This window comes from Pseudomonas sp. HTZ2 (assembly GCF_033173945.1).
GTDB lineage: Bacteria > Pseudomonadota > Gammaproteobacteria > Pseudomonadales > Pseudomonadaceae > Aquipseudomonas > Aquipseudomonas guariconensis.
This window is the reverse complement of the sequence record NZ_CP137332.1, coordinates 1140218-1164449: the sequence shown is the minus strand read 5'-3', so window position 1 is coordinate 1164449 and position 24232 is coordinate 1140218. Positions and strand designations below refer to the sequence as shown.

The following is a 24232-nucleotide window of genomic DNA, read 5'->3' as shown; positions in this document are numbered from 1 at the left end:
AGGATTCGCGCCTAAAATCGGAACAACACACCAGTATTGAAGCGGACTAAGGAATACCGAAGAGTCGGCTCTTCATGTAGCTGGCTGGAAACCATCAAAGAACTCATTCACGCGATTAGTATCCAACTGTTCCAAAGTCGGCGGATTCCAGCGTGGCGTCTTATCCTTGTCGATGAGGAGGGCACGCACGCCTTCTATGAGATCGCCTTTGGCGAACCACTGCCGCTCAAGGTGGAGCTCTAACTCGAAGCAGTTGGCCAGGGACAAAGTGCGGCCTAGACGTAGGAGTTTCAGGGTCGCACTCATGGCGAGCGGCGAGCGATTATTGAGCAACTCGACGGTCTGCTCTGCCCAATCTTGATATTCGGGGCGCCTTTCTGCCTGCAGTGAGGCGCGGATGGCCGACAAGTCGGGTTGCGTGAAATGTTCATCAATGGCGGGATGCAGGCTCTTGAGCTCCGCCCCCAGCAGCCGATTGCTGGCCAGGCTGGAAAGTAGGCCGGCTAGAATTTCGCGCGGCGCATAGCCCCAACTAATCTGGTCCAAGCGTCGATCGAACTCCGAGATCCTTTCGCTGGGTAAACACCAATCTGCTAGGCGTGCATATAAGGCGTCGGCAGCACGGATCTGGATACCGGTAATTCCGAGGTAGAGGCCCAGTTCACCTGGCAGACGAGGAAGGAAATAGCTACCACCGACATCCGGGAAATAGCCAATGCTGGTTTCAGGCATACCCATCTTCACGCGCTCAGTGACAACTCGCAGCGCTGTACCTTGAACCAGGCCCATGCCGCCACCGAGGACGAAGCCGTCCATCAGTGCAACGATAGGTTTTGGATAGCCGTGGATGTACTGATCGAGGGAATACTTCTCCTCAAGGAAGACGTGGTGTAGGTCGTCACCTGCCTGGTAACTGTCGTACAGTGAACGGATGTCACCACCGGCGCAGAATGCCTTTTCGCCATTGGCGCGCAGCACCACGGCGACGATCTCTGGATCACTCTCCCAAGCATGCAACTGTCGCCAAGTGATGCGAATCATTTGCAGTGTTAGCGCGTTAAGCCCGACCGGACGATTCAGTGCCAAGTGACCCACACGGTTGCGTACTTCGGCCAATACAGGTACTTCGGTATCACTCATGCTAAGACCTCTTACTTGCGATAGACGCAAGTGATTTAAAACGGAAATTTTTATCCGCCTTTTGGGCGCTACATAGGAGGCGACTGTAATAAAGGAAAACTGGAAATGACCATCAAAATTTAAAGGGCTATATGCTACCCCTTAGCGATATTGGGATCGCGCCTGCTTACTTCCATTGCAACGCAGATACAGTGCACATTTGTGGAGTGCTTGCACTAGACCGGGCGCATGATAAGCGCTCACCACAGAATAATTACAGAACCTAGCCACACTACCCAGTGCTTTCACCCCCACTAAACCCACACGAGAGACACATAAGCTCTTTGGTAATTAAGTCAGGTGCCTCGAAGAAGTATCCGCGAAGCACCAAACATCGAGAACGGCAATCGACCTAGTGGGAGATCACGTCACGCATAGTTCCCTGTGGTTTTCTAGACATCATATCCAGTGCAACATCCACGATCATGTCTTCCTGACCGCCGACCATGCGACGCCTACCCAGCTCAACCAGAATCTCGAAAGCATCCAAGCCATACTTATGTGCCGCCGCCTCGGTATGGCGGAGGAAGCTCGAATAGACCCCAGCATAACCCAGCGCAAGTGTTTCCCTGTCTACACGAACTGGCCGCTCCTGCAGGGGGCGCACAATTTCCTCGGCAGCATCGATCAATTTGCGCACATCACAACCGTGCTTCAGCCCCATACGGTCTACCGCGGCAATGAAGACCTCCAGAGGTGCGTTCCCTGCTCCCGCTCCCATACCCGTCAAACTGGCATCAATACGGTCGCAACCATACTCCAGGGCAACGATCGAGTTGGCTACGCCCAGACTCAGGTTATGGTGCGCGTGCATACCAGTTTGAGTCGAGGGATCCAGCACATCCTTGAGTGCTTTGAAGCGGTCAGCGATGTCGTACATGTTCATCGCACCACCGGAGTCGACCACATAGATGCACTGAGCGCCGTAGCTCTCCATCTTCTTTGCCTCGACAGCCAGTGCCGTCGGAGTTGTCATGTGGCTCATCATCAAAAAGCCCACCGTATCCATACCCAGCTTGCGGGCATACTCGATGTGCTGCTGGGAAATGTCGGCCTCGGTGCAATGCGTGGCTACGCGCACAACACTTGCCCCGGCCGCATTCGCGTTCTTCAGGTCATGGACAGTACCGATTCCAGGGAGCAATAGCGTGGCGATCTTCGCCCGCCTCACTGTAGCGGCAACGCGCTCAATCCATTCAAGATCAGTGTGTGCACCGAACCCATAGTTGAACGACGACCCTTGCAGCCCATCGCCATGAGCGACCTCAATGCTGTCCACGCCTGCCTCATCCAGCGCCCTGGCGATGCGTTCGGCATCGGCCAGGCTGTACTGATGGCGGACGGCATGCATGCCGTCACGTAGGGTCACGTCTGAGACATATATTTTCTTTCTGGTGTCGAACATATCGTTTCCTCCTTACGCAGCCACCGGCTGACGGGCAGCGATGCGCTCGGCCGTCGCCAGCGCAGCGCTGGTCATGATGTCCAGATTCCCGGCATAGCTCGGCAGGTAATGTCCGGCGCCCTCGACTTCGAGGAACACTGAGACCTTGAGACGGGGTGCTTGTGCGCTTCCAGTTTCCTGCGGCATGCGGCCCTTGAACTCATCGAACTGCACGGTCTGCTTGAGCCGATATCCAGGCACGTATGCCGCCACTGCGGAAGCCATACGCTCGACCGACTCGACGATCGCTTGCCGATCCGCATGGCCCGGCACCAGGCAGTAGACGGTGTCGCGCATGATCAGCGGAGGCTCTGCCGGATTGAGGATGATGATTGCCTTGCCACGCTGGGCCCCACCTACGCGAACGATGGCGTTGGAGGTGGTCTCGGTGAACTCGTCAATGTTCGCCCGCGTGCCCGGTCCGGCCGAACGACTGGAAATGGAAGCGACAATCTCGGCGTACTCGACTGGCACGACGCGCGAAACAGCAGCAACCATAGGAATCGTCGCCTGGCCACCACAGGTCACCATGTTGACGTTCGGCGCATCCAGATGCTGTTCGATATTCACTGCGGGCACCACGAACGGCCCGATCGCCGCCGGTGTCAGATCGATCACGCGTACGCCGTGCGGCCGCAGCAGTTGCTCGTGACGTGCATGCGCGCCGGCACTGGTGGCATCGAATACGAAGCCGATGGAGCCGAAATCGGGGTGGGACAATAATCCTTCGATGCCGGTGCTCACCGTGGGCACGCCCATCCGTTCGGCGCGCTTGAGACCATCGGACTCCGGATCGATGCCGACGAAGGCCCCCATTCTCAGGTGTTTGCCATGGCGAAGGATTTTCACCATTAGATCGGTGCCGATGTTGCCCGAACCGATAATGGCCACTGCGGTCTTACCATCATGTGTTTGCATGAGAGGAACTCCTTCAGGAGAAAATTGCTCGTACCGGGGCGAAGCCATCGATCCATGCCGTATAGGTGTGACCGGACTCGACCGCGACCATTGGCCCCAGAGCGCCGGTCAGAACCACATCGCCGGCACGCAATGGCGTGCCCACTTGGACCAACGTGTCAGCAAGCCAACGCGCTGCGTTCAACGGGTTGCCAAGGCAGGCAGCTCCAGCCCCTTGCGATACAAGCTCTTCGCCACGCGCCATGCGCATCGACATACCGGCCAGATCAAGCTTCGACAGGCCAACAGGCTGAGTACCGAGTACGAACAAGCCCGATGAGGCGTTGTCTGCCACGGTGTCAACAAAGCGGATGTTCCAACCGGTGATACGGCTATCCACCACCTCGATTGCAGCAAGTGCATACGCTGTCGCGTCGATCAGGTCGGCGACTGTATGACGCTCCCGATCGAGGTCACGCTCGAGTACCAGGGCGATCTCAGCTTCGACCTTGGGCTGCAGAAGACGCGCAGTGTTGATCGGCTCGCCATCGACGATCGCCATGTCGTCCAGCAACGTGCCGAAGTCCGGCCGATCTACACCCAATTGCTTCTGCACTGCCGGAGAGGTAAGGCCGATCTTGCGACCGACGATACGTCGGCCGCCCTCCACCTGGCGCTGAACATTCACCTGCTGTACGGCATAGGCCAATAGCGCCTGGTCAACCTCGCTCTTCCCCTCGAAATATTCCCGCACCGGTGCACAGGGCAGCTTTTGCCGCTGCGCATCCCATAACAGGTTCGCAATCACGTTGGCTTCATTCATGAGGTGCTCCTCACTCCACCTGGCCGGACTTGAAGAACCGCAGCGCCAGAGTGTTGAACTCGTCGATCGACTCGTACTGCGGCCAATGCGCCGATTCGCCCTTGACGAAGTAGAGACTGCTGCCCGGCACCCTGGCCTGCGCCGCCTTGACCGACTCGGTGTCATGGATTGGGTTGTCATGCGTCCACAGGAACAGCGTGCCGGCCGGAAGCTTTTCCAGCGGGATCAGGTAGTCATCGTGATGCACAAGGATTTCGTTCAGCTTCGGCAGCATCGCTCGACTCTCCGGCTGCAAGTAGATGCGCAGACGCAGATTGATGAGCTCATCGTTCACCAGATGACGATTGTTGGGATGAATCAGCCATTGCAAGCGTGCCTGCACCGATTCATAAGTTGGAGTGTTGTCGATGTTGCGCCTGTTCAACGCGATGAAGTGCTCCAGGTCCGCTCGCCCCTTTTCGGTCACGATCGGGATACCAGCAGAAGTATTCAGCATTAGCCGCCCCACGCGCTGCGGGTACCTGGCGGCGAAATGACCGGAGACCCAACCACCCAGCGACTCGCCCGACAGGTGCGCTTTCTCGATACCGAGCGCATCCATCAGCTCGCCGAGTTGCTCGGCCAGCATGAGCGGGTCGTAGTCACGAACGGGTTTGCTGGACAGACCGTGCCCCACATAGTCGTACGCAATGACATGGAAATCCTTCGACAGCGGAATCAGGTTCTTTGCGTAGGCCTCCAGGTGGCCGTTGATGCCATGCAGGAAAATGATAGTTTCGGGGTTCCCCTTGCCCGCCTCGGCAATCCGGATCGTGCCGAAGCTTTTGGTGTCGACGAAACGGATTTCCGCGCCAAGCAGATCAAGCCAAAGACTCATAAATACCTCTCTATAGAAATTAAACGCACGACGACACAGCCACTGCTGACGGCGCAGCAGCGGTGTGAATGGCTGTTGAGATGGAGTGCCGGCGTAGCCGGAAGGAGGGTGTAGCCGTTAACGTTTGAGGGAGTGCTGGTTCATGAACGCACGCGCTATCTTCGACCACTGCTCGAATGTAAAGCTCGCGTATTCCGGATCGTTGCGCAAGAAGCGCCGGGTGGTCATGCCGCGATAGACACTCTGAGTGATGCTCAACACTGTGCGTGCAGGCTCTTCGTCCAGACCGGAGCGAGTCAACGCATCCAGCCATGCCTTCTCGATGGGCAGGCGGTACTTGCGGGCCATGATGCGCACCTTCTTCCGCAGCTCGGGATTGCTGTCGCCCAAGTTCAAGAGTGACATGGCAATAGTAAAGTTCGGCCCCAGATAGAACTTGGCCGACTCCTGCATCAGCGCATCCAGCACATCCTCCGAAGCCAGGTTGTCGATGACCTTCATGCTGACCTCCGTCGAGGCCTGGTACAGCGTCTCCAGTGCCGCAAGGACGAGGCTTTCCTTGGTCGGAAAATGATGCGATTGAGCCCCGCGCGACACCTTGGCGGCAATCGCCACCTTGTCGACACGGATTCCTGCGTAGCCGTTGTGCAACAGCTCGCTGATGGCGGCTTCGATTATCCGGGAGCGTGTTTCTTCGCGTCTCTCGGCCTGGGTTCTGCGTTGCGCGGGATATTTTGCCATCGAAGCTCGAGATATCCAGGGAGATTGATGGAGTCACGATTCGCTCACCCTTAATTGCGCGGCAAGCACGAGTCTCCGCTCCAGTCCTCGCCATGATTGCGTAACAGCGCATACCGAAAGTCATGGCCGTCCCCACTGTGGAACTGGGAATGCGGCCCCGCTGCCCAGGCTCTCCGGGTCATCCGCCGTCAGGTAATCCCACAGTCGCTCGAAGACCGCGCCCGAACTGACTTGTCTCGCATCGATCTCTTCAGCAGTCAGGCAAGCATCATCACGCTCGGCCACATCGACCATGGAGCGCACCAGCGTTTCGATGCGGGCGGCATCCTCCAGGCACCAAGCGAACCCGGTGGCCAGTTCGATGTTAGGCCCAACGGTCACCGCGCCATTGGCGCGCATGACCAGGGATGGGGCTTGTCCAAGGTGCGCCGCCAGCTCCGCCGCCAAAGCGTCGTCCCGCAATAAACGCGGATCGTCCCAGAAGCGGCACGCCGCATTGAATGCACCTACACCATGACGCGGCTTCGGCACGCTGCGCAGTGTGGAGAGTGCTACGACATGTGGCGGCATGAAGCGACAAATACCGCCCACGTCCGGACGTCGCCGGTAGATTTGCTGGTGGATGCGAACCTCGCCCAGCACACCGGGCGGTAGCGCCCCTTCGATCGGCACTATCGTCCCCGGCTCACCGACTTCGATACGGCCCATGGGGCGGGCCGCGCAGACCACGAAGGACTCTGCATCGATCCGGGCGCTGCAGTGCCCCCAGGCCTGAACCAGGCCATGTCGGCCCAACGCGCGCGCAGCCACGCGCACGCGCTGTTCAAGAGTGGAAATATCGACGCCGCTCATACAGGGTGCGCCCCCACATCGACGAAGATCTGCCCACCCTCGACTGTGACCGGCCAGCTTCGCAACGGGTGCTCACATGGCATCGCGCAGGCATGCCCTGTACGAATGTCGAAACGTCCGAAGTGCCAACTGCACTCGACCTCGTAGCCATCGAGCGAACCATCCTCCGACAAGGATGCCTCGCCGTGGGAGCAGATGTCGTCGGTGGCGAAGAACTCCCCGTTGACGCAGTAGATTGCCAGAGCGTGACCGGATGGCAGCTTGACGCGAAGAATCTCACCCTCAGCTACGTCATCGGTCGCGCACAGGCCCACGAGGTCAGTCAGGTCAACTGTCTCGATGATGTTAGTCATATCACTGTCCTCACAGCATTGTGCTGCCGCCGTTGACGCTGATTACCTGACCGGTGACGAAGGCCGCCTCCGGCTGAGCCAGGTAGCCAACCATCGACGCAACCTCTTCGATCTCGCCCACCCGGCCCATCGGAATGACATCCAGAAATCGCTGGGCGAGCTCGGGGTTGGCGTTCTTGATTCTGACCCACACTTCGGTGTTCACCGCGCACGGCGCAACCGTGTTCACCGTAACGCCCTGGCGGGCGAACTCGCGCGCCAGGCCGGTGGTCAGTCCGTGCATACCGCCCTTGGCTGCGTTGTAGGCCGCATGGTCCGGCAGACCGTTGCGTACCGAGTCGGCGCCGATGTTGATGATCCGACCGTACTGCCGAGCAAGCATGTCCGGCAGGAATACCCGGCTGCACCACAACGCAGTCCACAGGTTACGATCGATGGTGGCCTTCAAGGTCTCGGGTGTATGCTCCAGGAAAGGCCGGATCACACCGCCCCCCGCGCAGTTCACCAGTATCTGTACCGAACCGAAGCGCTCGACCGCAGCCCGGTGCAGTCCCTGGGCACCTTGCTCTTCAGAGAGATCGGCGGCATGCACCGCTATAGCGTCCGCATGCTTGGCGGCCAGACGCTCGCAAAGCAACGAGAGGCCCGACTCATCGATATCCGAGGCGGTGACCCGGGCCCCCAACCCCAGCAGCCGCTCGACGATCCCCAGACCGATACCGTGGGCTCCGCCCGTAACTACTGCGACCTGTCCCTCCAAGGGCAAGGCGTTTCTGCTCAGCGTGCTCATGCCAGTACCCCCTTTGCATGGGGTGTGGGCATCCGCTCGCGTTCGATCGGTCCGCTGCGACCGAACTGGCCGTCCGGCACTGCTCCCCATGCATCCAGCGACTCGGGCACAGGTTCCATGTAGCGCGGCGGACGAGCGCCGTGCTCAGCGAACTCCTCCATGCCGAAGCTGTACTCCACGGTGATGCCGTCGGGGTCGAGGAAGTAGAAAAAGACGCTGTCCGACGGCGGATGCCGACCGGGACCGAAGACCACCTTGATATCGTGCTGCTTGATGCGATACAGCGCCTTGCCGATATCGTCGATGTCCGTGACCATGAAATTGACATGATGGAAATGACTGCTGCTCGCTGGACCAACTGCGAACGTGTGGTGGAACGGATTGGGATGGCAACGCATGAAGACGATGCGGTCTTCGATCAGGTCCGAAACCCGAAAGCCGAAGTCATCAACCAGGGAATCGCGAGATCCTTCGAAGTTCTCGCTGCCAATCACCACATGGCCGATACGCGCGATCTTGGCCACTGTCGGAACGAACGGATTGCTGAGGTGCATGTTCCCGACAAACAGTTCGAACAGCAGTCCGCTGTGGCGTTCACGCACGCGGAAACCTAGTCCCTGCCTAAGCTGCTTGGCCTCCTCCGCCGATACCCAAGTGGGTTGCATGCCGCGCTGGTCGAAATGCTCGAAGGCGGCGCGCACGTCACTCTCTTGCTCCAGCTCGAAGCCCACACGCTTGAGACCGTGTCCGGGCGCCTGGTAGAGAACAATGTTGTGGTGGTCGCGACTGCAGCGAAAATAGGCGATGTCGCCATCCTGCTTCACAAGGTCGAGCCCGACGATGTCACGATAGAACGGCACTGACCTGGACAGATCGGTCACGTTGATCGCGGCATAGGCCAACTTCTTGTAGCGGAAGGGAAGTGTGATATCCATCGTTGTGCTCCGTTACAGAATGATGCTGACCCGGCCATGCGGGCGCAGCGCTTCGAGGTCCAGGAAACAGCGCTTCTCAACGATGCGCAGTTGCCCATCGATTCGACGCAACCGATAGTGCGTGCTACCGACATAGGCATCACTGTTGCCGAGCTTCATGCGGTAGGTCACGAAGGCGGAGGCCACCTGAATCTCTTCGGCATTGGCAGCCAGAATGCGGATATTGCTGACCAAGTGGCGCGTCCGTGAGCGCGGGTACTCGGCGTGAGCCGTCTTCTTCATCAGCCGAATCACCCGCTCGCGCAAGCGCACGGCGTCATCGGCGATATAAAACAGGCTGTCGTCGGCGCTGGCGGTGCGCGGCAGGTCGGTCGACGGCACGAAGTAGCTGCAGTCCTCGGTGAACAGGGCCAGCCAGTCGTGCAAATGCCAGGTATCCAGCAGTTCAGCCTCGTGATAAAGCAGGTCCTCCACTTCGCTGCGGGTGACGAAGGCGGCGAAGTCCTGGGACGATGGGATACGCAGAGGTTCTTTTTCTAGGGCAACGGCACTCATCGGCTTATCCTCAGGCCAAAGCGATGGTAGGTATGTATTGAACGCCGGAGTCGGGCGTGGGCGCGCCACCGATGAATTGGTTCCATCGCGTCCAGAAAGCACGCATCTGCAGCTCATCGTCGTAGTTGGCCGTTTCCTTGCCCATTCCCTTGGAAATGTCGCTCCACGGCACCAGTCGGTAGTTGCTGAAGCCGTTCTGGCAGGACTCCAGCGCTTCGACATCGTCCGGCGTTGCGAAACCGCCTGGGCCAAGGAACTCCAGGAAGTTGCTGAGGCGGTACTTGCGCGCCCAGTCGGACTCCTCGTTCGGCGCCAATGACCAACCGTTGACATGCATGTAGTTCGGCGCCTGCGGATAGAAGGTCCGCACCGTAATTGCCATGATGTCGTTGATGATGAGATTCGGGAAAATCAGCAGGTTGCGGTTCTTGTACGCCATGCGGTCGGCCATCTCCGCACCATGCAGTTCGACCAACCGTGCATAGATCTGGTCGATCTCTTGCTTGCCCTCCTCCCCCCAGATCGGAACCCAGGAGGCAATCGGCCGTCCCCAAGGAGCACTGAATTCAATTACCGCATGACCATTACCGAGGTCAGTGCTCTTGCCTTCGAGCTTGGCGCCCGAAAAGCCATCATTGATGTTTTTCAGGTAGTCGAGATAACTCGCGTGGGTGCTGACAGCGTGATAGCCGTCAATACTGTTCTCAACGAGCAATTTCCAGTTTGCACGGATGGCGTATTCCTGGGTGCCGGTGGTGATACCCATGCCGCTCTCGGAATACTTGGAAACCAGTTCGAGGTACTCCTTGGCTCCTGCCAAATAGTCGGGCAGTGGTTCCACCTCGGCATTGAAGCTGACGAAGCAAAAGCCGGCGTAGATGTCGAAGCGCGGCACCGGCACTAGGTTGCCCGCGCCGCCAGTAATGAAGTCAGCGCAATAGCGCTCCTTGCCAGGCTGACTCTTCAGGTTGCCATCGCAACCGAATACCCAGCCATGGTAGAAGCACTGGAAGTTCTTGGAGTTGCCTGATCGCTCACGGCAAACAGTGGCGCCACGGTGCGGGCAGGTATTGAAGAAAGCATTGATCGTCCGATCCGTTCCCATTGTCACCAGCAGGTTGCGGCGCGCGACAGTGCGAGTGACGAAATCGCCAGGCTTTTTGAACTCGGATGTGTGGCCAACATAAAGCCAGCAGCGGTCGAAGATCTTCTCGTACTCCTCGGCCAGGACCTCTTCGCTCACGAACGACTCGCGAGCCACACGGAACAAGAGGTTTTCATCGTCGATCTCTACCAGATTCTTGTCATTATTCATGGTGGTTTCCTCGTAGTTCAGACTGCATGCATTCAGACGGCACAGTCGCGTAATGGGATGGTTGGGTCAGCCAGCCGTTGCGGATCGACGCTACTGCGTTGCTTCACCCAACGACGTGCCACAGCCATGTCTTTTGGTGAGTTGACCGTCGCGCAACCGATGACCTGCTGATTGGCGTCGAGTCGAAAAACGCTGAAGACGTCTCCATGCTCATCCCCGCGGACAATCCGCCGGCCATTAGCCGCGTCCCCAACGACCTGCAAGTTGATCGGTCCTTGGTCAGACCAGAACCACACCGGGGCTTCGTAGGGCACCGCTTCGCCCATCAGGTTCTTGACCAGATTCAGTGCATGGTCCTGGGCGTTGGCCCAGGTCTCGATGCGCCCGAAACCTCCGCCATTGGGCTGTGAGGCGATATCGCCGGTGGCAAAGATGCCGGGAACGACAGTCTGGCTGTACGCATCGACCCGCACCCCAGTGGCATCGGTGATATCCAGGTGTTCAAAGCCCTCGATGTTCGGCGTTACACCGATACCGACCAGCACAGCCTCTGCGGGCACGGTGCCGCCGTCGGAAAGCCTGAGACGCCCATCGTCCAGCAACTCGGTGGCCGCCACGCCGTAGCGAATGTCCACCCCGTTTCGCCGGTGCGCCCGATCCAGATAAGCGGAAACCACCTCGTCCACGCTGCGCGACATGAGCCGGTCAGCAGCTTCGATCAGGGTCACCGGACAGTTCAGCGCACGCGCTGCAGCGGCAACCTCGAGTCCAATCACGCCTCCGCCAACGATCGCTAGTGACTTCCCTGCTTCAAGGTCGGCGCGCAAGCGCGCTGCATCTTCGAGCGTGCGCAGGTAGTGGACCCGATGTGCACCCTGAAATGCCGAGGACAGTCGGCGTGGCTGCACACCCGTGGCGATCACCAGCCGGTCAAAGGCAAGCTGGCGACCGTCATCCAAGACGATGCTGTGCGCCTGAGCGTCAGCACGGACCACTTTGCAACCGAGCTCCAAGAGAATGCTCTGCTCCTCGTAGTCAGCCCGTGTCTTGATCGACTTGTGAGCGCTTGCCTCTGGCCGCAGCATTTCCTTGGATAGCTGCGGCCTTTCATACGGCAAGTGGCTCTCCTCTCCCACTAGGGTGATTTCACCGGCGAATCCGTTGCGGCGCAGGCCGAAGGCCACCGTCGCCCCGGCCTGACCGGCACCGATAATCACGATCTTGCTGATGTCTTCGCCCATCGGATTGACCATCCTCTCTCGCTTGTATCGCACCCACGTACGTGGGTGTTTTTACTTATAATACAAACAGACCAGATTGTCTGTTTGTTTTCAAAAAAAATCATCCGCCTCGAATTCACCTGTCAAGTTGCTAGGGCCTTCTTGCCGCTTGACGGCGATTTACAACCGGATCCCTCACTAATTTCGAGCTAGCAGAGCCGTACCTCTCAGTTCCCCGCGTCCGGTCCACGTCTCAGGGCATGGCGAATCTCATCGAGTGCACTAGGGTCGTCAAGGGTGGACAAGTCCCCTGGATCCGCCTGCAGCGCCAGGGCTTGCAATGACCGACGAAGTAATTTGCCTGAACGCGTTTTCGGCAGGAGATTGACGATATACACCCGAGCAGGTCGCGCCACCGCCCCCAGACGGCTCTCTACCGCCTGGCGTATCTCTGCCGCAGCCTCTCGGCGCTGGAGTTCATCGGAAGCAGTCTTACGGAGCGTGACAAAGGCAACTGGTACCTGCCCCTTGATCTCGTCGGGGACACCGATAACTGCCGCCTCGGCAACGCGGGAAGCTTCCGCAGCGGACTCCTCGATTTCGCGAGTCCCCAGACGATGCCCAGCAACGTTGATGACATCATCGGTACGCCCAAGAATGTAGGTGTAACCGTCCTCATCCTGGACCGCCCAATCAAGCGAGCTGTAGACCTGCTCCTTGAAGTGCCCAAAGTAGCTACTACAGAAGCGATCATCATCACGCCAGATCGTCGTCATGAAGCCCGGTGGTAACGGCGGCTCAACGACAAGCATGCCTTTTTGATGCGCCGCGACAGGCGCCCCGCTGAGCTCATCAATCACCTTGATCCTGTAGCCCAAATTCGGCAGGCCAGCCGAGCCTAACTTCACAGGTTTCATTTCCAAGCCAGGATGAAGGGTAATCGCCGGCCAGCCAGTCTCGGTCTGCCAGTAGTTGTCGATGACTGGCTTGCCGAGTGCCCGACTGATCCAGTTAGCTGTCGGCTCGTCCAGGGGTTCCCCGGCCAGGAAGAGGTAGCGCAAGGCATTCAAGTCGTGCCGAGCAATGGCGTCGGTATTGAACCTCTTCAACACACGGACGGCCGTCGGTGAGGAAAACATGGTACGCACGGCATACCTTTCACATAGCGACCACCAGATGCCGGCATCCGGATGGGTAGGCAAGCCCTCATACAACAACGAAGTCGCACCGACGATTAGCGGCCCATAGACATTGTAAGAATGCCCGACCGCCCAACCGACATCCGAGGTCGAGAACATCACCTGCCCAGGAGCAACGTCAAAAACCGTCTCCATTGACAGCGCCAGGGCAACCGCATAGCCACCGACATCGCGTTGTACCCCCTTGGGTTTTCCGGTAGTGCCCGATGTGTAAAGCAGGTAGCTGGGATCGTTCGACTCCAGCCACTCCACTGACACCTGCGCATCACCAACAGCGGCGCGCAAAGTCGCGTAGTCTTCGTCACGCCCCGGTACCCAGGTCAGCTCTGGCTGCAAACCACGAGACACTATCAGCACCTTGGGTGGCGGTGACTCCGACTCCGCACAGGCTTGGTCCACCAGTGGTTTGTACGGAATGACCCGGCCACCGCGCATCCCTGCATCGGCAGTAATCAGCAACTTAGGCTGCGAGTCGTCGATGCGCGCCGATAAGTTACGCGCAGCGAAGCCGCCAAAGACTACGGAGTGGATCGCCCCGATCCTCGCACAAGCAAGCATGGCGAAAACTGCCTCAGCCATGTTCGGCATGTAGATGACGACTCGGTCACCCTTTTCTACGTTGAGTCGCTTGAGTACTGCGGCGAAGGTATTAACTTCCCGATACAGCTGCGCATAGGTGATCTCCTGGGTAACTCCTGTTTCCGAGGAAACAGCTACCAACGCCAACTGTTCGGCACGCTCTGGCAAGTGGCGATCGAGGGCGTTGAAGCAGAGGTTGGTCTGACCACCAACAAACCATTGTCGGAAGGGTGGGTTCGACGCCTCAAGGATTCTCTGCGGCTGAACGTGCCAATGGATGCGCTGCGCTTGTTCGGCCCAGAAACTCTCAGGATCGTCCACGGAATGACGATAGAGATTAAGATAGCGATCCTCCTTCTTTGCTCCGTCCGGACGGATCAATCCACTCGAATAGCTCATATTCTTCTTTCCTTCACATGAATGAAGAGAGTTTCTATGGCTACGACCTAGAAACTCTTGGTATAGGAAATCGATGTAACTATCTGCGAATGCGATACTTCGATGGGCTTGTCGGTGATCGGCAGGCTGTCATTGGATACTTTCTTCTTGAATCCGTAGGCCAGAGAAAAATCGACTACATCCTCAGGGCTGAAGGCATATGAAAAGCCTCCCGAGAGACTGGTAGTCGGTGTCGAAGGAATGATTGGCATTGTACCACTTGAAGGGTTGGCCAGTTGGGCATAGTGCACGCCCGCTCGAAACACCCAGTTCGCACCGTAGCGGTATTGCGCTCCCAACGAATACACGTTGGTGTCCCGATAATTGAAAGGCAGTTTCAGATTGATAGTGTCGCCCGTGGCTTTCTGCTTGAAGTTGACTTCTATGTCATCCATGACATCGCTCCAGTAGACACGCTTGTAGTCGAACGCAACAGCAAACTGATCACTGAATTCGTGACTGATGCCCGCAACGAGAGATGCTGGCATCTCGAAGTTATGTAGCTTGAGTTCACCCGAGAGAGGGATATTACCCGCGACAGCGCTTACTGCCGTCAAATCGGCATTGCCAGACAGGTCTCCAACATGGGTCTTGAAGTTGTATACAATCCCCACCCGTGTTTTTGGGGTCAACTGATAGGTCAGACCAAGCCGGCCACCTATGCCCCAGGAGTCCACGCCACCACCGCTGGCACGGTGATTGTCCGCGGATAGATAACCTGCCGACAGCTCCGGCACGCTCAGCAACGCTGGCATCAATGAGCCGGACACCTGGCCTTGTCCAACCAATGTACCAATCTGTGTGGTATCCAGTAGGAGTCCCAAGTTCACCGACGTCCACACAGCATCCAACGATGCCCCGACGGACAACTTCTCGTTCACCTGGTAAGCCGCAGAGAACGGTATCCGCAAAACTATCAGACGGGAGTAGTTTTCCAGCCCTGTATTAAGATTATTGGTCGTGGTACGCGAGAGAAAGCTGGTGTCTCCAAACTGGGTTCCAACCCCATCGGAAGCAAAAGCACCGACTCCCAGCGCATATCGCTCACCACGCCACACCAAAGAAAGCTCAGGCGCCACGTAAGGCCCGTTGTTGCGCCCACGACTATGGGAGTCGGCTTTTTCGCCGGTAGCGGTATTCTTGACTTCCAATTCCGCAGTAATGATGTCCATTCCCAGCCCCAGATGCATACCTTCTTGCATCTGAGTAAGCGTTGCCGGGTTCAGCATCATACCTTGTGCCCCGATATTGAAGGCTGCACCAATCCCCCCCATACCTTGGGAAACCGGTCCAACCCCGACGAGGTTGAAAGCATCTGTTGCAGACGCAATACCACAGTACAAGCACGTCAAAATGCCGCAGGCACTTAAGCTGTATATTGTTTTTTTCATCAGCTAGTCCTTATTTTATTATATTGCAATTAGCCTTTAGGAGTTCCGGCCGTCCGTAAACTTGTCATAAAAGACTCTTTCCAACGGTATGCCTTGCTCCGCAAGACGAGAGATGGCGGCATCTATCATCGGTGGAGGTCCACAGAGATAACCCTCTGCCCCCTCGCAGAAATCAGCAGCAATATGCTCGGTCACAAGGCCACGTGCGCCGGTCCAGTTACTGCATTCCTGTTCATGCGAAAGCACCGGAATAAAACGAAAATCACCTTGCCAGTTGGCAGCGATATTGCTGATTATATCGAGTTGATATAGATCATCCTGAGTGCGTGCGCCAAACAACAACGTACAGTCTCGCTTGATACGATTTGCTCGCGCGTGCTGTAGGATACTTATCAGTGGTGCCAAACCACTGCCTCCAGCGATACACACCATCGGCGCATCACCGCCATGCAAGTGGAAGGTACCTTGGGGAGCCTCCATTTCCAGTGGCCGACCATCCAACTCGCCACGGAACAAGGCTTCGGTGAATTCGCCTCCTGGCACCTTGCGGATATAGAACTCAAGGGTGCTCTGCCCCTTGCGTTGCGGTGCATTGGCGAATGAATAAGAGCGGAAGCGAGAGGAACCCGGGACACGCAAGTTCGCATACTGGCCGGCCAGATAGTGCACTGGTCGATCCGACTGGATCACTACCTTGAGAATGTCGTGAGTGAGCGGCTCCGTCGCTACAATAGTGGCAGCGAACTGCTCGGTTGCCGGCTGATCGGCCGACGGCGGGTCAATCTCAACTACGGTGAGTTCATCACGCGGAAACGCTTGGCAGGCCAGAATGTAGCCCGCATCCAGCTCAGCCTTTGACAAGGTGTAACCAAACGGAGTTGCCTCTCGAACACGCCCCTGCTTCAGGCGCGTCTTGCAAGAGGCGCAGGTACCAACCGTACAGTCGTGAGGATAGGCAATACCATTGGCCAACACAGCCTCCAGCAGCGTTTGCCCCGGATTAAGCGAGATCGTTATGTCCTGAGGCAGGATTCGCAGTTGTTTCTGCACTGCCTTGCCGAAGATGGATTGAAAGAAACTTCTCATTGAAACCTCGCGAGAGAGACATCAGTCAAATTGGGCGGAAGAAGGTGTGCCTATACAGCCCCCATGAGGCTGCCAAGGCCGGTGCCACGCCGATTAACGATGCCAGGTTGGCGCCCTTTGGGCGCTTTCCGCCAAGATCAGTGCTCGACTCGGTGCAAACTGCACAACCGCGCAGCGCCAAGTGTTCACTCAACCGATCCCGATAACTCATCTACCTCGGAGACTGACACTCCAGGAGTCAGCCTCCAAGACCAACAGAGATGGGACATCAGACAGTCGACGGGCTGTGGCCAATCACTCATTTCTGGATTTTCCAGCGTGGGACAACACTTACTCCATGTGATCAGCCGCGAGCCAAGGAAGGACCATCAGGCTGACTGCCACGCCCTCCCTGATCATTGAACCAATCATCCCATCCCGCCTCACGATTCTGCTCCTGCGCAAGGCGCCGCTCGGCCGGTGATGCATATTCGTTGTCCCAGCGTTTGAGCGCAGGTTTGATGATCGCTCGATACCAAAGGGGTGGAATGAAGCCCGACAGGAAGCATGCGATGATGCTTGGTATGATGATCGCCTCACGATCCGGCACCAGCTTGTAATATGGGATGTAGGAGTTGAGATGGTGGTCTGCGTGGTTGGTGATTTCAAACGCATACAAGCGTGAGAGCGTTCCAAAGTGATTCCAGACGTGCCGCTTTTCGATGGGCATGCCGACCAAACGGACTTGGCCGTAATGCTGGTAGTAGTTGAATGCCTCAACCCAAAAACGAGCGATGATCATCGAGATCGAACAAAGACCCACCGCCATCCCACCGCCAATGGCATAGATGCACCCCAGGAACACTACAATGGCCAGCAGCGCGCGCCAGACCGAGTGACGGATCGAATAGCGACCGTAACCGCGTTTCTCCAGATTGTCTGCATCCAGCTTCAGCTCCCAGCGGACGGACTCCACCACTGCACGAACGACGAATCTGTACAGATTCATACCGCGTGCCGCAGTATCAATGTCCTCAGCCGTCCCCACGTCGCGGTGGTGGCCGACTACGTGCACTTCCATGCGCATGACATCGAGAAATACGATCTGGCCATAGCGCCCAACAAAGCGAGCCAACCGCCCGCGCGAGTGATACAACTCGTGGGTTGCAGGAACGCCAGGCACAACCGAAAGCCATGCCAACCCCAGCACACCGGCTGCCATTTGCAATCCGGTCAGATCGTTATTTGCTACCGACCACGCGAAGCCGAAGTACATGAACGGCAATAACAGCGTCGAAGCCCAGATCGGCAAGTAAGCCCAGAAATGGTTCTTCATTCGGCGCTCAGATAGATCGAGCGGCAGCAGCATGTCAAGGATGGCAATGGCCGGAAAAGCCCCAATTGCAATCCAAGTGTAATGACCACCCCAATAGAACCCCAGAATCGCAAAGACTTGTACCAGGGGTGCGAAGTAGTACTTGATGTATTCCCACATGATCGGTCTCCTTAAGCGGACGTGACGTCCTCGCACGCGAGGGCAGGATTTCGTTCAGTCATCGAGTAGTGCGCAGACCGTCTTAGTCTCTGTATAGGCAGACAGCCCTTCCTCCGAGACCTCGCGCCCCCAGCCTGACTGCTTGAATCCTCCAAATGGTGCAGCTGGATCGATCACACCGTGACAGTTGATCCACACCGAACCCGCCTGCAAGCGGTGCGCGACCCGGTGGGCCTTCTTGATGTCCCGCGTCCAAATATTGGCGGCCAAGCCATAAGCTGTGTCGTTGGCCATCCGGATCGCCTCGGCTTCATCTTTAAATCGGATGACACTGACTACAGGCCCGAAAATCTCTTCTTGAGCGATCCGCATTGATGGGGCTGCGTCGGCAAAAACAGTGGGCTGGAGGAAATAGCCTTTCTCTCCGACTGACTTCCCGCCACAGACCAGCCTTGCGCCCTGCTCTATCCCAGACTGCACATAGCCCATCACCCGCTCTTGCTGTTTGCGAGACACCAACGGCCCCAACAGAGTGTCCGGATCCAAGCCATTGCCGACCTTGAACTGTGCCGCCGCCGCCGCCACAGCTTCGACCACTTGGTCATACACGCTGTCCTGGACGAACAGCCGACTGGCGGCGAAACAGATCTGTCCCGAGTTGAAGAAGACTGCGAGTGCAGCCCCCAGACCGACTTGGTCCAGATCCGCGTCGGCAAATACGATGCTCGGCGATTTGCCGCCAAGCTCAAGGGTGACACGCTTCATATTGCCCAGCGCGTACTCGACAATCTTCTTGCCAACTACTGTCGAGCCTGTGAAGGTGATCTTGTCGACCCCCGGATGACGCGCCAACGCTTCGCCCGCTTCGTGCCCATGACCATTGACGATGTTGAGCGCGCCTTCTGGCAGCCCCGCCTCAAGGCACAGCTCTGCAAGCCGGAGAGTGCTCAGAGGCGTGAGTTCTGTGGGCTTCAGCACCATGGTGCAGCCGGCAGCCAGCGCCGAAGCGATCTTCCACGAGCCCAGCGCAAGCGGGTAGTTCCAAGGCGTAATGGCACCAACTACACCAATCGGCTCACGTCGGGTATAGGTGTGGTATTCACGCCCATCGAATGAAATTGGAGGGGTCGTCCCTCCAAGTTTGGAACACCAACCACCCATATAGCGGAAGACGTCGATTGTCGAAGGCAGGTCGATGGCCTTGGCGAACGTCAAGGCCTTGCCGGTATCCAGTGACTCCAGATACGCCAATTCGTCAGCATGCTCTTCAATCTTGCGTGCGACGTTCTCCAGGATCCGACCACGATCGATCGGACGAATTTTCCGCCAGGCTGGCGACTCGAATGTAGCGCGCGCGACCCGTACCGCTTCGTCGATATCTTCGTGTCGGCCCTGCGGAATATGGGCGATGATTTCCTCGGTAGCGGGATTTTCGACAGTAATGGTCTCGCCGGAAATCGAGCCCTTCCACTGCCCGCCGATAAGATTACGATTGCGGAACCCGGCCGGATCCACATTGAATTTCGAGCTAGCGCTCATAAGCTGACTCCCAAATCACAACTAAGGATGAATGTCGTGGCGAATGACGCTCAGAGGCTCATGTAAATGCCGCCATCCACCACAATGTTCTGCCCGTTTACGTAGGAGGCTTCGTCGCTAGCCAACCAAAGCGCCACTCCCGCAATATCTGCCGGCACTTGCGGTCGATCGATTGCCCGCATGGACGCAGAAACGCCCTCGAACTGCTCATGCTGCTGAGCGTTTGCGAGCGCATTTTCCGAATGGGTGTAGCCGGGAGAGATGGAGTTGACGCTGATCCCTGCCTTGGTCGTCGCAAATTCGCGCGCCATGGCACGTGTCATCGCCGCAACAGCGCCCTTGCTGGAAACGTAGTGCAACATGAAGGGCGCTCCGATGTGAGCGATTACTGAGGCGATGTTGATGATCTTGCCACCACCACCCTCGCGCATCGCGGCCGACACCGCACTGGCGCACAGCCAGGGCCCCTTGACATTGACACTGTAGAGCTTGTCCCAATCCGCAACCGAGATCGATTCCATCGGGACATAGTTGAGACCGGTGAAGATACCGGCATTGTTGACGAGCACGTCGATCTTGCCGAAGCGATCCAGTGCTGCCTTTGCCATCTGCTTGGTGCTATCAGGATCCGAAACGTCGGCAAAGACACCCAACGCTAGGTCTTCACCCAGTTCCGCCGCGGCTGCCTCAGCACCTTTCACATCAGCAATGACCACCTTCGCACCCTCAGCAAGGTAAGAGCGCACGATAGCGTTGCCAATCCCGGTTGCCGCACCAGTCACGATTGCGACTTTGTCTTTCAGTCTCATGGCAGTCTCCTTTGATTGTTTTTGTACCCTGCTGTGGAGATAATACAGACAGGTTGGTTTGTTTCTTTCTTGTCGCGATCATCCGGCTGAAAAACTCCTGAGTCAATGATTTTTTTTGGAGGACGGAGGTACCGTCCCTGCGAGGCACGAGACCCACTCCGTGTGCTAGGTAGTAGACAACCGGAAGGTAGAGCAACCCGGACGATGAACCGCCGCGATGGTCTGCGATTCATCAACGAAACCGTAATAGTCAAGAGAGCGAGGTTCCGATGAGTCACTGGATTACGATGGTAACTCCCCACGGCCCCATGAATGGATGGTCTGCCGAGCCTGACGACAAGCCCGTAGGTGGCGTGGTTCTGGTCCACGAATTCTTCGGCGTCAACGGCGACATGCGTCAAATTGCCGAACGATATGCCGAGGATGGCTACCTGACGGTGGTGCCCGCACTTTTCGATAAAATCCAACGTGAGGTCGAACTCGGCTACGCCCCAGAGGACATCCTGCTAGGCAGCAGGTTGGCAACTGAGATCGGTCTGGAGACAGCCGCAGAACTGGTTGCGACTACCGTCGACGCGATAGCTCACGCTGGAAATGTGGCGATCGTGGGCTACGGCTGGGGCGGAGCTGTAGCTCTGCGAGCAGCACAAACGCTATCAGCACCCTGTATCGTTTATGGCGGTGTACACGACGTCTTTTGGCCCTGCGAGCAATCGAGCATTCCGATACTCGTCCATTCCAGTAACGATGCCCTTGGTAGAGAGTCCCTTCTCCGCGAAAAAGTGCTGAATCTGAATGTGCTGACCTACCCTGTGGAGAGTGGTTTCTACCGAGTAAGCGATGCGCAGCGCCATCAATCCGAATGCGCAGATTTGGCGTTACGGAAATCACTGGAGTTTCTACGAGCCCACATCCGTGGAAAAGCACACTGATCGGCTGATCTGGAGTATCCGCCGGGGTAATGGCTCGCTGCCCAGCGATTGCTCCAAGGGGCCTCATCTGGCCGGGGCTCCAGCACGGAACTGAAATGGAGCTGGGCGCCGAGCAACCTCAGGCTTTGTACTGGGTCTCCCCTGTCAACGCGTGGATTCAGGTAGCGCGATCACAGTGCTGTAGCACCTGCAATTAGCCCATCGATGCGTCGCCTTTGCTTGCCCACCCAGGCACAATTACCAGCATGACTGCCTCGCCCTACCCCCGACCAGATGACTCCTGACCAAGTGCGGACACTAGCCGCGCTGTTGATGTCGCAAGGGCCAGCAGGTCGATACGATGGGCAAGAAGATCCAGCGCATCGAAGCGGTCAACGAACAGCTGCCACACGAGATCGCGCTGCTCAAGCGTCACAAGTTTGCCAAGCGCAGCAAACAGCTGAGCCTTGCCCTAGGCCGCTTGCTGAAAGACCTGATCGACACCAACATCGCCGCCATTGAAGCCGAGCTGAGGGCGTTCAACCCGCCGACAGCCCCGGCTGAGCTCTCAGGAGAAGAGATCAGTTGGGCGCCTTTGCGGAACGCACCATGTTCTCTTTAGACCATAGCGATAGCCAAAAAGAACATCAGGATTTGCATGCCCGCCTCGATCACGTGCGCTGACCGGAGAAAGAGGCCAGTCTCGGGCTGCTTCCAGAGAGTGCCACTCGTCTGCATGACACGTATCAAACAGGCCACTCATCCGCTTCATCAGCGAGCGGATTACCCGCTGGCACGAATAGTCTGAGATGATACTAAGCAGTGCTTCCACTGGGTGATATCGGCTCCGTGCATGGCAATCGAGAGTTCTCGTTAGCTGGAACTGATATCGTAAACCTCGCGCTGCCACACTAGACATTTCAACAAAGCTGCTAGCGCTTGAATTTCGCGTACCGCTCTCGCGCAATTTCGAGTGTCGAGTTCCTGACACGCTCAAAGCGTTCTTTGTCCTTCTGCCATAGGCTACGAACAGCAAGCCCACGCACCGAATTGAATATCAACCAAAGGATATCTTCTGCATCATCACGCGAAAGACCACGGCTCACCAGAACACCAAGCCACATATCCTCGACGACAAACCGATTCCTCTCTACCGTGCGCTGAATACCCTCGCGTAACGCTGGATCCCGGTCGGCAGCCACAATCAAATCAAGGCTGATAGAGAAGTCATCGTCGAGGAAAAATTCGGCGGCGTCGTCCAGCATTTGCTGGATGACGTCATCCTCTGGCTTCAATTTCGCTAATCGAGCCCGACTGCGTTCGGTGATCTGTTCGTAAAGCCATTCAAAAGTGGCAAGCAGAAGCTCAAGCTTTGTCGGGAAATGATGGCTCTGCGCTCCTCTCGAGACACCTGCAGCACCGGGCACATCTGCGATCCGGAATCCCGCGTAACCTTTTTCCCGTAAAACCCCCAGGGCCGCTGCAATCAACTTGCCCTGGGTCTCCATTGCGCGCTCTGCCTGTGTTCTTCTCTTTGGACTCATGATCACCATCTTTCTGTACTAATCGTCGTCGAGATTGAAGTCTGCTTGACACCCTCGACCTGAAAGCCCTCTGCCAAGCAAGGCACTACAATACTGCACTGGCTCAATTTATGCTCAAGACCTGCTCGTTGATAATGAGGATGCCGATCAGGTCACATCGATAACATGCTTCGCGAACGGCAGATCAATTTCCTGTTCCCCGCTCAAGTGCAGCGGTCTGGACAGGACAGCAGCATACCAATTCCGCACTAAGCCGCTGGCATTGCGTTGGCCAGGGTTGCAGTAGGCATCGAGCAAGCGCCGGGCAATGCGCAGCTCGCCCTTGAAGTTCTACCCCATTAGCGCAGTATTGCCCCGCTGGTCCTGAGCGCAGGGATCGGCGCCCGCCGTAAGCAGTTGCTCCACCGCCTAGCCCTGGCCATGATAGGCGGCAAGGATCAGGCTAACCCACATCAATTCCTATTCGATGTACTCAGGGCGTTTTCACACAGCCAGGGTCGATAGCGGCCGTTACAAATTCTCGATCTGCTCAAGTCTTGGCTCTAGCGACCTATAATGCGTCATCAACTGATCGGAGCATCGTGGTTGTAAAACGCACCTTCATTGGATTGGTCGAGGCTGGCGAGCCGCTGAGAGAGCTGAGGCTTCTGGTTTGCCCGAGCATGAAGTAGAACGTCTTCACCTATTGGCGGACTCGCTTTACCAAGCCGTCATTGACTTCCAGCTTGTCAAAGCCGGCAAGCCACCGTCGACCATTCACTGAGGCGCCGTCACTAAATGACGCACAAAACGGCAGTCCTTTACCCTGACCACCCATGTATACCGAGGCTGTGGACGCGTTGAAGCGGTACCACGAGGCGCAGGCTTCTGACTGTCCCGCCGAAGAGATCGAGCATCTGCCTCAAATTGCAGAATCACGGTTTCAAGCTGTGAACGAAATCAGCTCAACGCCCTGGGTTGCCATTCTCGAAGGCCCCATTGATGAACTCGGCAGACGGGTTTTCCCGAGGAGCCATCCGTTCATCTGAACCAATCACTGATCGAACAATGCGCCAGCGCGCTAATGATTGTCCGTCCCTGTTCCAAGCAGATCCGCTAACCGCCGACTGATCATCGCGCCCTGACACTGAGGGTGCCCCGCGAACTCGTCCGTTTCAGGAGGGCTTACCGTCACGGCCTGCCCTACACTACATTAGGTCAGATAAGCCACAGGTTATCCGACCCTATGATCGAACTGCATTGAGCGCGATGGTTGCAACAACGTTGCTGCAAATCCTCACT

At 57.2% G+C, this 24232-nt stretch carries 21 protein-coding genes and 3 pseudogenes; 3 read left to right on the top strand and 21 right to left on the bottom strand.

The features are described from left to right. Nucleotides 1–72: 72 nt before the first annotated feature. From R6G97_RS05535 to R6G97_RS05445, 19 genes are all read right to left on the bottom strand, one after another. The gene (locus tag R6G97_RS05535; RefSeq protein ID WP_012052606.1) at nucleotides 73–1140 is read right to left on the bottom strand and encodes an enoyl-CoA hydratase/isomerase family protein; all 1068 of its coding nucleotides are present in this window, start codon (nucleotides 1138–1140) and stop codon (nucleotides 73–75) included. 391 nt (nucleotides 1141–1531) lie between these two features. Beyond that, nucleotides 1532–2584 (bottom strand): 4-hydroxy-2-oxovalerate aldolase, encoded by a 1053-nt coding sequence (gene dmpG, locus R6G97_RS05530; RefSeq protein ID WP_012052607.1) that lies wholly within the window; start codon nucleotides 2582–2584, stop codon nucleotides 1532–1534. Nucleotides 2585–2596: 12 nt separating this feature from the next. Next, a complete protein-coding gene (locus R6G97_RS05525) occupies nucleotides 2597–3541 on the bottom strand; it encodes an acetaldehyde dehydrogenase (acetylating) (RefSeq protein WP_012052608.1) in 945 nt (314 codons plus the stop codon). A gap of 13 nt (nucleotides 3542–3554) precedes the next feature. Further along, nucleotides 3555–4343 carry a 2-keto-4-pentenoate hydratase gene (locus R6G97_RS05520; protein ID WP_012052609.1) on the bottom strand — a complete coding sequence of 263 codons (789 nt, stop codon included), beginning with the start codon at nucleotides 4341–4343 and terminating at the stop codon, nucleotides 3555–3557. A gap of 10 nt (nucleotides 4344–4353) precedes the next feature. Beyond that, a complete protein-coding gene (locus R6G97_RS05515) occupies nucleotides 4354–5220 on the bottom strand; it encodes an alpha/beta fold hydrolase (RefSeq protein WP_012052610.1) in 867 nt (288 codons plus the stop codon). Nucleotides 5221–5337: 117 nt separating this feature from the next. Beyond that, complete coding sequence (locus R6G97_RS05510; RefSeq protein WP_012052611.1) at nucleotides 5338–5961, bottom strand: TetR/AcrR family transcriptional regulator; 624 nt, start codon at nucleotides 5959–5961, stop codon at nucleotides 5338–5340. Between the two features lie 120 nt (nucleotides 5962–6081). Then, nucleotides 6082–6813 (bottom strand): class II aldolase/adducin family protein, encoded by a 732-nt coding sequence (locus tag R6G97_RS05505; protein ID WP_012052612.1) that lies wholly within the window; start codon nucleotides 6811–6813, stop codon nucleotides 6082–6084. Then, a complete protein-coding gene (locus R6G97_RS05500) occupies nucleotides 6810–7166 on the bottom strand; it encodes a non-heme iron oxygenase ferredoxin subunit (protein ID WP_012052613.1) in 357 nt (118 codons plus the stop codon). The genes R6G97_RS05505 and R6G97_RS05500 overlap by 4 nt, the downstream gene beginning before the upstream one ends. 10 nt (nucleotides 7167–7176) lie before the next feature. After that, nucleotides 7177–7956, bottom strand: coding sequence for an SDR family oxidoreductase (locus R6G97_RS05495; protein WP_012052614.1), 780 nt, complete (start codon nucleotides 7954–7956; stop codon nucleotides 7177–7179). After that, nucleotides 7953–8891, bottom strand: a complete 939-nt coding sequence (locus tag R6G97_RS05490; RefSeq protein ID WP_012052615.1) for a VOC family protein — start codon at nucleotides 8889–8891, stop codon at nucleotides 7953–7955. Before R6G97_RS05490 ends, R6G97_RS05495 begins: the two co-directional genes overlap by 4 nt. Nucleotides 8892–8903: 12 nt before the next feature. Next, the gene (locus R6G97_RS05485) at nucleotides 8904–9446 is read right to left on the bottom strand and encodes an aromatic-ring-hydroxylating dioxygenase subunit beta (protein WP_012052616.1); all 543 of its coding nucleotides are present in this window, start codon (nucleotides 9444–9446) and stop codon (nucleotides 8904–8906) included. 10 nt (nucleotides 9447–9456) lie between these two features. Then, nucleotides 9457–10761, bottom strand: a complete 1305-nt coding sequence (locus tag R6G97_RS05480; RefSeq protein ID WP_012052617.1) for an aromatic ring-hydroxylating oxygenase subunit alpha — start codon at nucleotides 10759–10761, stop codon at nucleotides 9457–9459. A gap of 32 nt (nucleotides 10762–10793) precedes the next feature. Further along, nucleotides 10794–12002: an NAD(P)/FAD-dependent oxidoreductase gene (locus tag R6G97_RS05475; RefSeq protein WP_012052618.1), complete on the bottom strand. Its 1209-nt coding sequence runs from the start codon at nucleotides 12000–12002 to the stop codon at nucleotides 10794–10796. A gap of 206 nt (nucleotides 12003–12208) precedes the next feature. Continuing rightward, complete coding sequence (prpE, locus tag R6G97_RS05470) at nucleotides 12209–14158, bottom strand: propionate--CoA ligase (protein WP_012052619.1); 1950 nt, start codon at nucleotides 14156–14158, stop codon at nucleotides 12209–12211. Nucleotides 14159–14205: 47 nt separating this feature from the next. Next, on the bottom strand, nucleotides 14206–15588 hold the full coding sequence (locus R6G97_RS05465) for an OmpP1/FadL family transporter (protein WP_012052620.1): 1383 nt from the start codon (nucleotides 15586–15588) through the stop codon (nucleotides 14206–14208). Nucleotides 15589–15624: 36 nt separating this feature from the next. Then, nucleotides 15625–16674 (bottom strand): 2Fe-2S iron-sulfur cluster-binding protein, encoded by a 1050-nt coding sequence (locus tag R6G97_RS05460; RefSeq protein ID WP_012052621.1) that lies wholly within the window; start codon nucleotides 16672–16674, stop codon nucleotides 15625–15627. 343 nt (nucleotides 16675–17017) lie between these two features. Then, nucleotides 17018–18148 carry an alkane 1-monooxygenase gene (locus R6G97_RS05455; protein WP_012052622.1) on the bottom strand — a complete coding sequence of 377 codons (1131 nt, stop codon included), beginning with the start codon at nucleotides 18146–18148 and terminating at the stop codon, nucleotides 17018–17020. Between the two features lie 54 nt (nucleotides 18149–18202). Continuing rightward, nucleotides 18203–19687 carry an aldehyde dehydrogenase family protein gene (locus tag R6G97_RS05450; protein WP_012052623.1) on the bottom strand — a complete coding sequence of 495 codons (1485 nt, stop codon included), beginning with the start codon at nucleotides 19685–19687 and terminating at the stop codon, nucleotides 18203–18205. A gap of 50 nt (nucleotides 19688–19737) precedes the next feature. Beyond that, nucleotides 19738–20496, bottom strand: coding sequence for an SDR family NAD(P)-dependent oxidoreductase (locus tag R6G97_RS05445; RefSeq protein ID WP_012052624.1), 759 nt, complete (start codon nucleotides 20494–20496; stop codon nucleotides 19738–19740). 269 nt (nucleotides 20497–20765) lie between these two features. On the opposite strand from R6G97_RS05445, the gene R6G97_RS05440 reads away from it, so the two are divergent. Beyond that, nucleotides 20766–21428 (top strand): dienelactone hydrolase family protein, encoded by a 663-nt coding sequence (locus tag R6G97_RS05440; RefSeq protein ID WP_012052625.1) that lies wholly within the window; start codon nucleotides 20766–20768, stop codon nucleotides 21426–21428. A 273-nt stretch (nucleotides 21429–21701) separates the two neighbouring features. After that, nucleotides 21702–21972, top strand: a pseudogene (locus R6G97_RS05435) (IS66 family transposase); the annotation flags it as partial. A 367-nt stretch (nucleotides 21973–22339) separates the two neighbouring features. On the opposite strand, the gene R6G97_RS05430 reads toward R6G97_RS05435, so the two are convergent. Together R6G97_RS05430 and R6G97_RS05425 are read right to left on the bottom strand one after the other, a co-directional pair. After that, nucleotides 22340–22951, bottom strand: coding sequence for a TetR/AcrR family transcriptional regulator (locus tag R6G97_RS05430; RefSeq protein WP_158491109.1), 612 nt, complete (start codon nucleotides 22949–22951; stop codon nucleotides 22340–22342). A 216-nt stretch (nucleotides 22952–23167) separates the two neighbouring features. Next, a pseudogene (locus tag R6G97_RS05425) lies at nucleotides 23168–23401 on the bottom strand (ankyrin repeat domain-containing protein); the annotation flags it as partial. Between the two features lie 131 nt (nucleotides 23402–23532). On the opposite strand from R6G97_RS05425, the pseudogene R6G97_RS05420 reads away from it, so the two are divergent. After that, nucleotides 23533–23714: pseudogene (locus R6G97_RS05420) on the top strand (hypothetical protein). Nucleotides 23715–24232: the final 518 nt, after the last annotated feature.

What these genes read in the sequence shown, in the direction of transcription:
- R6G97_RS05535 (WP_012052606.1), bottom strand. Translation starts at nt 1,140, where the DNA reads ATGAGTGATACCGAAGTACCTGTATTGGCCGAAGTACGCAACCGTGTG.
- dmpG (WP_012052607.1), bottom strand. Translation starts at nt 2,584, where the DNA reads ATGTTCGACACCAGAAAGAAAATATATGTCTCAGACGTGACCCTACGT.
- R6G97_RS05525 (WP_012052608.1), bottom strand. Translation starts at nt 3,541, where the DNA reads ATGCAAACACATGATGGTAAGACCGCAGTGGCCATTATCGGTTCGGGC.
- R6G97_RS05520 (WP_012052609.1), bottom strand. Translation starts at nt 4,343, where the DNA reads ATGAATGAAGCCAACGTGATTGCGAACCTGTTATGGGATGCGCAGCGG.
- R6G97_RS05515 (WP_012052610.1), bottom strand. Translation starts at nt 5,220, where the DNA reads ATGAGTCTTTGGCTTGATCTGCTTGGCGCGGAAATCCGTTTCGTCGAC.
- R6G97_RS05510 (WP_012052611.1), bottom strand. Translation starts at nt 5,961, where the DNA reads ATGGCAAAATATCCCGCGCAACGCAGAACCCAGGCCGAGAGACGCGAA.
- R6G97_RS05505 (WP_012052612.1), bottom strand. Translation starts at nt 6,813, where the DNA reads ATGAGCGGCGTCGATATTTCCACTCTTGAACAGCGCGTGCGCGTGGCT.
- R6G97_RS05500 (WP_012052613.1), bottom strand. Translation starts at nt 7,166, where the DNA reads ATGACTAACATCATCGAGACAGTTGACCTGACTGACCTCGTGGGCCTG.
- R6G97_RS05495 (WP_012052614.1), bottom strand. Translation starts at nt 7,956, where the DNA reads ATGAGCACGCTGAGCAGAAACGCCTTGCCCTTGGAGGGACAGGTCGCA.
- R6G97_RS05490 (WP_012052615.1), bottom strand. Translation starts at nt 8,891, where the DNA reads ATGGATATCACACTTCCCTTCCGCTACAAGAAGTTGGCCTATGCCGCG.
- R6G97_RS05485 (WP_012052616.1), bottom strand. Translation starts at nt 9,446, where the DNA reads ATGAGTGCCGTTGCCCTAGAAAAAGAACCTCTGCGTATCCCATCGTCC.
- R6G97_RS05480 (WP_012052617.1), bottom strand. Translation starts at nt 10,761, where the DNA reads ATGAATAATGACAAGAATCTGGTAGAGATCGACGATGAAAACCTCTTG.
- R6G97_RS05475 (WP_012052618.1), bottom strand. Translation starts at nt 12,002, where the DNA reads ATGGGCGAAGACATCAGCAAGATCGTGATTATCGGTGCCGGTCAGGCC.
- prpE (WP_012052619.1), bottom strand. Translation starts at nt 14,158, where the DNA reads ATGAGCTATTCGAGTGGATTGATCCGTCCGGACGGAGCAAAGAAGGAG.
- R6G97_RS05465 (WP_012052620.1), bottom strand. Translation starts at nt 15,588, where the DNA reads ATGAAAAAAACAATATACAGCTTAAGTGCCTGCGGCATTTTGACGTGC.
- R6G97_RS05460 (WP_012052621.1), bottom strand. Translation starts at nt 16,674, where the DNA reads ATGAGAAGTTTCTTTCAATCCATCTTCGGCAAGGCAGTGCAGAAACAA.
- R6G97_RS05455 (WP_012052622.1), bottom strand. Translation starts at nt 18,148, where the DNA reads ATGTGGGAATACATCAAGTACTACTTCGCACCCCTGGTACAAGTCTTT.
- R6G97_RS05450 (WP_012052623.1), bottom strand. Translation starts at nt 19,687, where the DNA reads ATGAGCGCTAGCTCGAAATTCAATGTGGATCCGGCCGGGTTCCGCAAT.
- R6G97_RS05445 (WP_012052624.1), bottom strand. Translation starts at nt 20,496, where the DNA reads ATGAGACTGAAAGACAAAGTCGCAATCGTGACTGGTGCGGCAACCGGG.
- R6G97_RS05440 (WP_012052625.1), top strand. Translation starts at nt 20,766, where the DNA reads ATGAGTCACTGGATTACGATGGTAACTCCCCACGGCCCCATGAATGGA.
- R6G97_RS05430 (WP_158491109.1), bottom strand. Translation starts at nt 22,951, where the DNA reads ATGAGTCCAAAGAGAAGAACACAGGCAGAGCGCGCAATGGAGACCCAG.